Source organism: Rhodococcus sp. T2V, assembly GCF_029269925.1.
Lineage (GTDB): Bacteria > Actinomycetota > Actinomycetes > Mycobacteriales > Mycobacteriaceae > Rhodococcus_F > Rhodococcus_F koreensis.
In genome coordinates, this window is record NZ_JARJBD010000111.1 from 23076 (window position 1) to 31078 (window position 8003).

Genomic DNA, 8003 nt, shown 5'->3' on the forward strand with positions numbered 1-8003 from the left:
ACACCGTCGCGAGATCGGCGGTCAGAGTGGAGCGAGGCGGGCCCGGAGCAGGCAGAATTCGTTGCCTTCGGGATCGGCGAGGACGTGCCAGGGCTCTTCGCCGGTCTGGCCGATGTCGGCCGGGCGGGCGCCGAGTTTCAGGAGGCGTTCGAGTTCGGCGTCCTGATCGCGGTCGGTGGCATTGACGTCGATGTGCAGCCGGGGTTTCCCGGGCTCCGGTTCGTCTCGGCGGCTGAGGATGATCGTCGGCTGCGGGCCGCCGAACCCTTCGCGTGGCCCGATCTCGATGCTTCCGTCACCCTCGCGGTCGAGCACCACGAAGTCCAGGACCTCGCACCAGAACCGGGCCAGCACCTCGGGGTCGCGGCAACCGAGCACGAGTTCACTGATGCGGCATGCCATCGACGAAACCCACTTTCAGCTTGGATCTGTCGGGATACACGGAGCCACGCGCTAGTCGCGGCCGAGGCGCTGCAGCAACGCGGACTTGATCGCCGGACGTCCCGCTGCGACGAGTGTGAAGGTGGCTTCACGCATCAGTCGTTCCGCCGTGTTTCCCGCGAGCAGGGCGGAACTACCCTTCGCGGTGACGAGGGCGGTGGCGGTACGGATGGCGAGTTCCGAAGCGCGGGCGCGCGCTTCGGCGATCTCCGCCCGGCCTTCGAGTGCCGCGTTCAGGTCGAGACGTGCCCGGGCGGCCTGCTCCTCGAACGGGTCCGCGTCGACGCCGAAGGCGTGCAGTTCGCTGATCGCCCGCCGGGTGATTCCCATCGCCATGCACCCGTTGATCCACGACCCGAACAGTTGGCTCTTCGCGAAGTCTTCGGGGGAGACGACGGCGCTCACCAGATCCCGCGGTACGGCGAGCCCGTCGAATTTCAGCCGGACCGTGTTCGACCCCCGTGCCGCGATCAGCGGGAGTTCCTCGGCGGTGAGTCCGCGCAGCGGTTGTGCGGGAATGATGACGTGCACGATGGAGTCGTCGAATTCGTCGCGAGCCGATACCTGGAGCAGATCGACGATGCCCCAGCCGGTGACGAACGGCGACACCCCGTCGAGCACGTAGCCGTCGTCGACGCTGCGCGCCCACAAGGTGGGCGGGACGGGAATCGCTCCGGCCAGAGCGACGCCGGCCCGCACCGTGCCGTCGACGAGTCCGTCGAGGTACCGATCCTGCAGGGTCGTGTTCGGTGAACCGGCGAGACCGGCGACGACACCGTGATGCTGCATCCACGTGAACGCCGTCGCGAGGCAGCCGCCGCACAACGTCTCCATCACGTCGACCAGCACCGACGGCGTCACTCCCTCTTCGCCGGGTGCCGCGAGTCCGTAGAAGCCGTCGGCGGCGAGGGTCTCGAAGTGGCTGTCGGGAATCTCGCCGTCGGCATCGACGCTGTCGGCCACCGGGAACAGCACGTCCTCGGCGATCTCACGCGCCATCTCGGTCCAGTTGCTCACGCCCCGAGAGTAGCCGGTCGACACCGCCCGTCAGGTGAACTCCACCCCCTGCGCGAGCGGGAGTCGATCGGAGTAGTTGACGGTGTTCGTCGCACGGCGCATGTAGGCCTTCCACGCGTCGGATCCGGACTCGCGTCCGCCGCCCGTCTCCTTCTCGCCGCCGAACGCCCCGCCGATCTCCGCCCCCGACGTGCCGATGTTGACGTTCGCGATGCCGCAGTCGGAACCGTCTGCCGCCAGGAACCTCTCGGCCTCGCGCTGATCGGTGGTGAAGATCGACGACGAGAGTCCCTGGGGCACTTCGTTGTGCAACGCGATCGCCTGGTCGAAGTCTTCGTAGGTGAGCACGTAGAGGATCGGTGCGAACGTCTCCTCCCGCACCACCGACGTCTGCGCGGGCATCCGGACGAGTGCGGGCGAGACGTAGTAGGCGGAGTCGCTGCCACCGCTGCGTTCGCCACCGCAGACGACGGTCCCGCCGTCGGCGCGGGCCTTGTCCAGCGCGGTCTGCATCGCGTCGAACGCGGAGCGGTTCACCAGCGGGCCGACGAGGACGCCGTCGTCGAACGGGTTCCCGACCTTCAGCTGGCCGTACGCCGAAGAGATGCGCTCCACCAGTTCGTCGGCGACGGACGAGTGCACGATCAGCCGTCGCAGCGACGTACAGCGTTGTCCCGCGGTGCCCGCGGCGGAGAACACGACGCCCCGCACGGTCAGATCGAGATCGGCGGACGGTGCCACCACCGCCGCGTTGTTGCCGCCCAGTTCGAGCAGGCATTTGCCGAAGCGCGCGGCGACGCGCGGCCCCACGGCGCGACCCATCCGCACCGAACCGGTGGCGCTGACCAACGCGACACGTGCGTCGTCGACGAGCCGTTCGCCGACGTCCCCCGCGCCCTGGATCAGGGCGTGGATCCCGGCGGGTGCACCGACGTCCCGGGCGGCGCGCGTCAGCAGGGCGTCGCAGGCGATCGCCGTCAGCGGCGTCCGGTCCGACGGCTTCCACACCACCGTGTCACCGCAGACCAGCGCGACCGCGGTGTTCCACGACCACACGGCCACCGGGAAGTTGAACGCCGAGATCACCCCGACGACTCCCAGCGGATGCCATGTCTCCATCAGCCGATGTCCCGGACGTTCCGACGCCATTGTCTTGCCGTACAACTGGCGGGACAGACCGACCGCGAATTCGCAGATGTCGATCATCTCCTGCACTTCGCCCTGTGCCTCGGACGGAATCTTGCCTGCCTCGAGGGTGACCAGTTCCGCCAGATCGGTCTTGTGTTCGGTCAGGAGCTGACCCAGACGGCGCACCACGGCGCCGCGCTGGGGGGCAGGGACGGAACGCCATTCGCGGAAGGCCTCGTGGGCCGCGGTGATCGCCCGGTCCACGTCCTCCGCGCTGCTCGCCGTCACCGTGCGCAGTTCGGTCCCGGTGATCGGTGTGCGCGCGACGAGCGGTCCACCGCCGTCGGTGATCTCGGCACCGCATCTGATCAGTGCTTCCTCGGCGCGTCGGCACAACTCCTCGGGGGCGGGAAGGTTCACGATGCTGTCCTCTCTCGGGAATGGTCCTGCTGCTGTCGGTAGAGCGTGAACGGGTCGTGCACGGCCCGGCCGAGTGTCTCGGAGAGCCACGGTAGGTGGTCGGGGCCCGAGTCGACCGGCATCGGCGGGAAGTCCTCGTAGAGGATCGGCTCCGCGCCGGTGCGGCGGTGGGTGAAATACGCCAGACCCCGCGCCTCCAGTTCAGCCTCCGTCTGCGGAATGTCGTCGTCGCCGTGGGCGGCGTACAGTTCCTGTCCTTCGGGTGTCAGTGCGATGCCGCGTGATTCCGCCACGAGGACGCCGCCCGGTGTGCCGGCGGCGCCGAACGACACCCGCCGCACCAGGACGTCCGGGCCACCCCGGACGGGCCGATGGTCGATGCCGTCGATCCTTCTCAGACCGTGCCGGGCCGACCGACGGCACAGGTCGTCGATGTCGAAGACTCGCGGTGCGAGGTGCACGACCCGCACGCCCGTGCGCCCACCGAGGTCGGCGGCGACGGGTGCGACGCGTTCGAGCGCGGAGAGCCAGGATCGGTCGGCCGCGGTGTCCGACGGTGCGAACGCCGCGACCGCGAGCGCGACGAACCGTTCCGCCGTCGGCGCGGTCAGCCCGCCCTCCTCGGTCGCGAGCGCGGCCAGGTGCAACAGCTCCGTGGGAAACACGCTGCGGGCGGCGAGGACATTCTCGAGGCGGTGCTGCAGATCGCCGTCGAAGAACCGGCGATCGGCCGTGGTGAGCATCGACGTGAACATCCCGAACGGGTTGCGGGCCAGTTCGATCGGGTCGACGGGACGGAACGCCGTCGAGACGACGGGCGCGGGATCGGGTGCACCGCGCCGGTCGTAGCAGCCGACGGGGTGCATCCCGAAACCCGAGAACAGGATGGCGGCCTGACGAAGCTCCGTGGGCCCACCCAGGCGGATTGCGCCGTGGCGCTCCACGGTGATCCGGGCGAGGCCACCCCGGCGTTCGGCGCCGGCCGGGTTTCTCGCCGCGAAGTCCGCGTTGACCTCGTCGGCCACCTCGACCAGCGTGTCGTAGGCGGGCACCGTCCGGCCGTATGCCGCGCCCAGTGCGCGGGCGAAGCGGGCGCGGAGCTCCCACGTTTCAACCATGATGCACCTCCGCTGGGCTAGCCTGCGCTGGTGGTGGAATCTTTCCGTAGCGACGCACCCCATACTCCTCTCGACGACATCGATCGGGTACTGATGCAGGAGCTGGTGGCCGACGGCCGGGCGACCCTGGCGACACTCGCCGAGAAGGCCGGGCTGTCGATCTCCGCGGTGCAGTCGAGGGTGCGCAGACTCGAGGCCCGCAAAGTGATCCGCGGGTACACCGCGAAGATCGATCCGGACGCGCTCGGGCACGGTCTGTCCGCATTCGTCGCGATCACCCCTCTCGATCCGTCGCAGCCCGACGACGCGCCCGCCCGATTGCGGAACCTTCCCGCGATCGAGGCGTGCCACTCGGTCGCGGGGGATGAGAGCTACGTGCTGCTGGTGCGCGTCGCCTCGCCGCGGGAGCTGGAACACCTCTTGCAGGAGATCCGCGCCACCGCCAACGTGCATACGCGCAGCACCATCATCTTGCAAACATTTTACGACAAGTGAGTGCTGTACCGGATATGTTGCCGAATCGTCGCCGACAGACAGGAATTTTGACGTAATCTCTCGGTATGAGCACAGCGATTCGTTTTACCGGAGATGGGGGCGAGCTGCCGGCGAGCCAGGTGCACGACGTGCTGCGCGAGCGCATTCTGGTCGACGGGTTCGACCTGGTGCTCGACCTGGACCGCTCACGCGGCACGCATCTCGTCGACCTGCGGGACGGCACCAGCTATCTGGACATGTTCGGATTCTTCGCGTCATCGGCCCTCGGGATGAACCACCCCGCACTGGCGGACGACGACGCGTTTCGCCGGGAACTGGCGGCGGCGGCGATCAACAAACCGAGCAACTCCGACATCTATACCGTCCCGATGGCACGGTTCGTCGAGACGTTCGCCCGGGTGCTGGGCGATCCCGCACTACCGCACCTCTTCTTCATCGACGGTGGTGCGCTCGCCGTCGAGAACGCGCTGAAGGTGGCGTTCGACTGGAAGAGCAGGCTCAACGAGAGCCGGGGCCTCGACCCGGCACTCGGCACGAAGGTGCTCCATCTGACCGAGGCCTTCCACGGGCGCAGCGGATACACCATGTCGCTCACCAACACCGAGCCCGGCAAGGTGGCGCGGTACCCCAAGTTCGACTGGCCGCGCATCGACTCCCCGTACCTCGCGGACGGACGGGACGTCGAGGAAGCCGAACGGCACGCACTGGATCAGGCGCGTCGCGCGTTCGCCGAGAACCCCTCGGACGTTGCCTGTTTCATCGCCGAGCCGATCCAGGGTGAGGGTGGAGACCACCACTTCCGCCCGGAATTCTTCCAGGCGATGGAGGCACTCTGCCGCGAGAACGACGCCCTCTTCGTCTTCGACGAGGTGCAGACCGGCTGCGGTCTCACCGGAACCGCCTGGGCGTACCAGCAACTGGGGGTGCACCCCGACGTCGTCGCGTTCGGCAAGAAGACCCAGGTCTGCGGAATCATGGCCGGCGGCAGGGTGGACGAGATCCCCGACAACGTGTTCGCCGTCAGCTCGCGGATCAACTCGACCTGGGGCGGCAACCTTACCGACATGGTGCGGTCCCGCCGGATCCTCGAGATCGTCGAGGAGGACAGGCTCGTCGACCGGGCCCGCATGACGGGGGCGCACCTTCTCGGACGGCTCCGGGAACTCGCGCGGGCGAACGCCGACGTGACCGAGCCGCGCGGGCGGGGCCTGATGTGCGCGATCACGCTTCCCACCCCGCAGCGGCGGGACCGGGTCGTCGCGGACCTGCGGGACCGGGAGCGGGTGCTGATCCTGCCCACCGACAAGCGCGGGATCAGGTTCCGTCCACCGCTGACGGTGACGACCGCGGAACTCGACGCCGCCGTGGATGCACTGGCACGGGTGCTGGGCGGTACCGTCGACGCATGACGCCGATTCCGCTCACGTCCGTGCCCAATCTGCGAGACGTCGGCGGATATCGAACCGGGGACGGCGCGAAGGTGCGCACCGGTGTGTTCTACCGTTCGACCGATCTCAGCCGGGTCGCGGACACGGACATGCCGCTGCTCGACGGCCTCGGGATCCGGACGGTGTACGACCTGCGGACCGCCGACGAGCGTGACGCGGCCCCCGACATACTCCCGAACGGGGCCCGCGCGGTCGCGTTGGACGTGCTCGCCGACAAGGGGATCCGCTCGATCCCCGCGCAGATGCTGCAGGTGATCGCCGACCCGATGATCGCCGAACGCGAACTCGGCGGCGGACGCGCGATCGAGTACTTCGAGGGCAGCTACCGCGATTTCGTCGTGATGCCCAGTGCGGTGTCCTCGTACCGGGAACTGTTCGGCGGTCTGGCGTCGAACGGCAACACGCCCGCCCTCGTGCACTGCACCACTGGGAAGGACCGGACGGGGTGGGCCACGGCGGCGCTGCTGCTGCTCCTCGGGGTCGCCGAGGACGACGTGTTCCACGACTATCTGCTGACCAACGAACTCCTGCTGCCGGCGTTCGCGGGCGTGTTCGAGAAGTTCGTCGACGCGGGTGGAGATCCGGCGCTGCTCGAGCCTGTGCTCGGGGTCCGCGAGCAGTATCTGCAGGTGTCGCTGGCCGTCATGCGCGAGCGGTACGGGACGGTCGAGCGGTACTTCTCCGACGGACTCGGCCTCGACGCGGGAATTCAGACTCTGCTGCGTGAGCGCATGATCGCGGACTGAGCGGACAACCCGATCGCCACCCCCACCATGTCCGCGCCGAGATCCCAGACCGAACCGTGCCTGCCGATCGGCAGCACGCCCTGCAGTATCTCGGTGATCACCGCGAACGCCGCGAGCCAGAGCACCGTGATCCGTGGCGTCAGAAGGGCATACCGGGAGGCGGCGGCCAGCGCCGCGAACAGCAGCGTGTGCACCACCTTGTCGGCATGTTCGGGACCCGACGGCGTCGCGGACGCGGGGGACAACAACATCACCAGCGCCAGCACGGTGAGCGCCGCCACCGGAACGGAACGCATACTCACCGCTGGACCGTGAACCCCAGTGCGCCCTCCGCAAACCGTTGCACCGCATCCGATCCGCTCGCGAGCGCGTCCTCGTGACCGGCCCGCGCCCACCCGGTGAGGGTCGCGGACTCACCGGACGGAGTGAGCCCCACCTCCGCGAGCAGCTCGCCGGTGTTGGGCTGGCAGATCGCCCACGAATAGTGCTCGTCGCTCAGCCACTGCGCCGTGCGGCGGGCGATGTAGCCGGGGTCGGTAATTCCACCGTCCGCGAGCGCCGGACGGTCGTTGACGCGCTCGTCCTCGCGCAGCGCGCGCAGATACCAGCCGCCTGCATTGACCTCCACCGGTTCCATGTCAGCGGTCCCGGTCGCGGCGGCCGCGGCGACGATCTCGATCGTGCCGGTCGTCGCGGGTGCCGAACAGGATGGCGCCGGCGGCAGGGATCATCAGGAAGAACAGCCAGCTGTTGTCGACGGGGACGACGAAGAACAGCACGAGGGCGATGAGCGGGATCACCGACATCACGATGCGACGCCAGTTCTGGTCGTGGCCGGTGTCCGCTGCGTCGGCCTTGGCGGGCGCGGCGGCCGTGGTCGCGGGGAGGTCGGTGAACACTCGATCGAGTTCGCCGCGGGTGGTGGCATTCGTGACCGCAAGACTGCGCTCGTCGAACTCGGGGACCGTCAGACGGCCCGCGGCGAAATGTTCGCTCAACGAGGTCAGGGCCTGCTCACGTTCGGCTGTGCCGATACGGATCTCGGGAACGTCAGACATGCGTACAGACTACTGTGAGTCCTTCTCGACCTTGGGGCCGAGAAGGACTCACGAGTGGTGCAGGCGCCTATTTCAGTTCGGCGAGGACGGTGCCCTGGGTGATGGCGGAGCCGGGTTCGACGGCGAGGCCGG

General features: G+C 68.6%; 10 protein-coding genes. 3 read left to right on the forward strand and 7 right to left on the reverse strand.

Annotation, left to right across the window (positions count from 1 at the left end; genetic code table 11):
* Positions 1-21 precede the first annotated feature (21 nt).
* From P3H15_RS46400 to P3H15_RS46415, 4 genes are read right to left on the reverse strand one after another with little or no spacing between them, the layout of a single operon-like run.
* A complete protein-coding gene (locus P3H15_RS46400) occupies positions 22-402 on the reverse strand; it encodes a VOC family protein (RefSeq protein WP_276143492.1) in 381 nt (126 codons plus the stop codon).
* Between the two features lie 51 nt (positions 403-453).
* On the reverse strand, positions 454-1458 hold the full coding sequence (locus P3H15_RS46405; RefSeq protein WP_276143493.1) for an acyl-CoA dehydrogenase family protein: 1005 nt from the start codon (positions 1456-1458) through the stop codon (positions 454-456).
* Between the two features lie 30 nt (positions 1459-1488).
* Positions 1489-3006, reverse strand: a complete 1518-nt coding sequence (locus P3H15_RS46410; protein ID WP_276143494.1) for an aldehyde dehydrogenase family protein — start codon at positions 3004-3006, stop codon at positions 1489-1491.
* The gene (locus tag P3H15_RS46415) at positions 3003-4124 is read right to left on the reverse strand and encodes a DUF1338 family protein (RefSeq protein WP_276143495.1); all 1122 of its coding nucleotides are present in this window, start codon (positions 4122-4124) and stop codon (positions 3003-3005) included. Before P3H15_RS46415 ends, P3H15_RS46410 begins: the two co-directional genes overlap by 4 nt.
* Positions 4125-4154: 30 nt before the next feature.
* Here P3H15_RS46415 and P3H15_RS46420 point away from each other — a divergent pair, with 30 nt between their 5' ends.
* The 3 genes from P3H15_RS46420 (at position 4155) to P3H15_RS46430 (ending at position 6813) form a co-directional block, all read left to right on the forward strand.
* Entirely contained in the window at positions 4155-4619 is a 465-nt protein-coding gene (locus P3H15_RS46420; RefSeq protein WP_276143496.1) for an Lrp/AsnC family transcriptional regulator, read from the forward strand.
* Between the two features lie 65 nt (positions 4620-4684).
* The gene (gene lat, locus P3H15_RS46425) at positions 4685-6028 is read left to right on the forward strand and encodes an L-lysine 6-transaminase (protein ID WP_276143497.1); all 1344 of its coding nucleotides are present in this window, start codon (positions 4685-4687) and stop codon (positions 6026-6028) included.
* Complete coding sequence (locus P3H15_RS46430; protein ID WP_276143498.1) at positions 6025-6813, forward strand: tyrosine-protein phosphatase; 789 nt, start codon at positions 6025-6027, stop codon at positions 6811-6813. The genes lat and P3H15_RS46430 overlap by 4 nt, the downstream gene beginning before the upstream one ends.
* Here P3H15_RS46430 and P3H15_RS46435 read toward each other — a convergent pair.
* The 3 genes from P3H15_RS46435 to P3H15_RS46445 are packed head-to-tail and all read right to left on the reverse strand — an operon-like array spanning position 6777 to position 7871.
* A complete protein-coding gene (locus P3H15_RS46435; RefSeq protein ID WP_276143501.1) occupies positions 6777-7109 on the reverse strand; it encodes a VanZ family protein in 333 nt (110 codons plus the stop codon). The two genes, P3H15_RS46430 and P3H15_RS46435, sit on opposite strands and share 37 nt — an antisense overlap.
* A gap of 2 nt (positions 7110-7111) precedes the next feature.
* Positions 7112-7450 (reverse strand): hypothetical protein, encoded by a 339-nt coding sequence (locus tag P3H15_RS46440; protein ID WP_276143499.1) that lies wholly within the window; start codon positions 7448-7450, stop codon positions 7112-7114.
* A 1-nt stretch (position 7451) separates the two neighbouring features.
* Entirely contained in the window at positions 7452-7871 is a 420-nt protein-coding gene (locus P3H15_RS46445) for a DUF1707 domain-containing protein (protein WP_276143500.1), read from the reverse strand.
* Positions 7872-8003 lie beyond the last annotated feature (132 nt).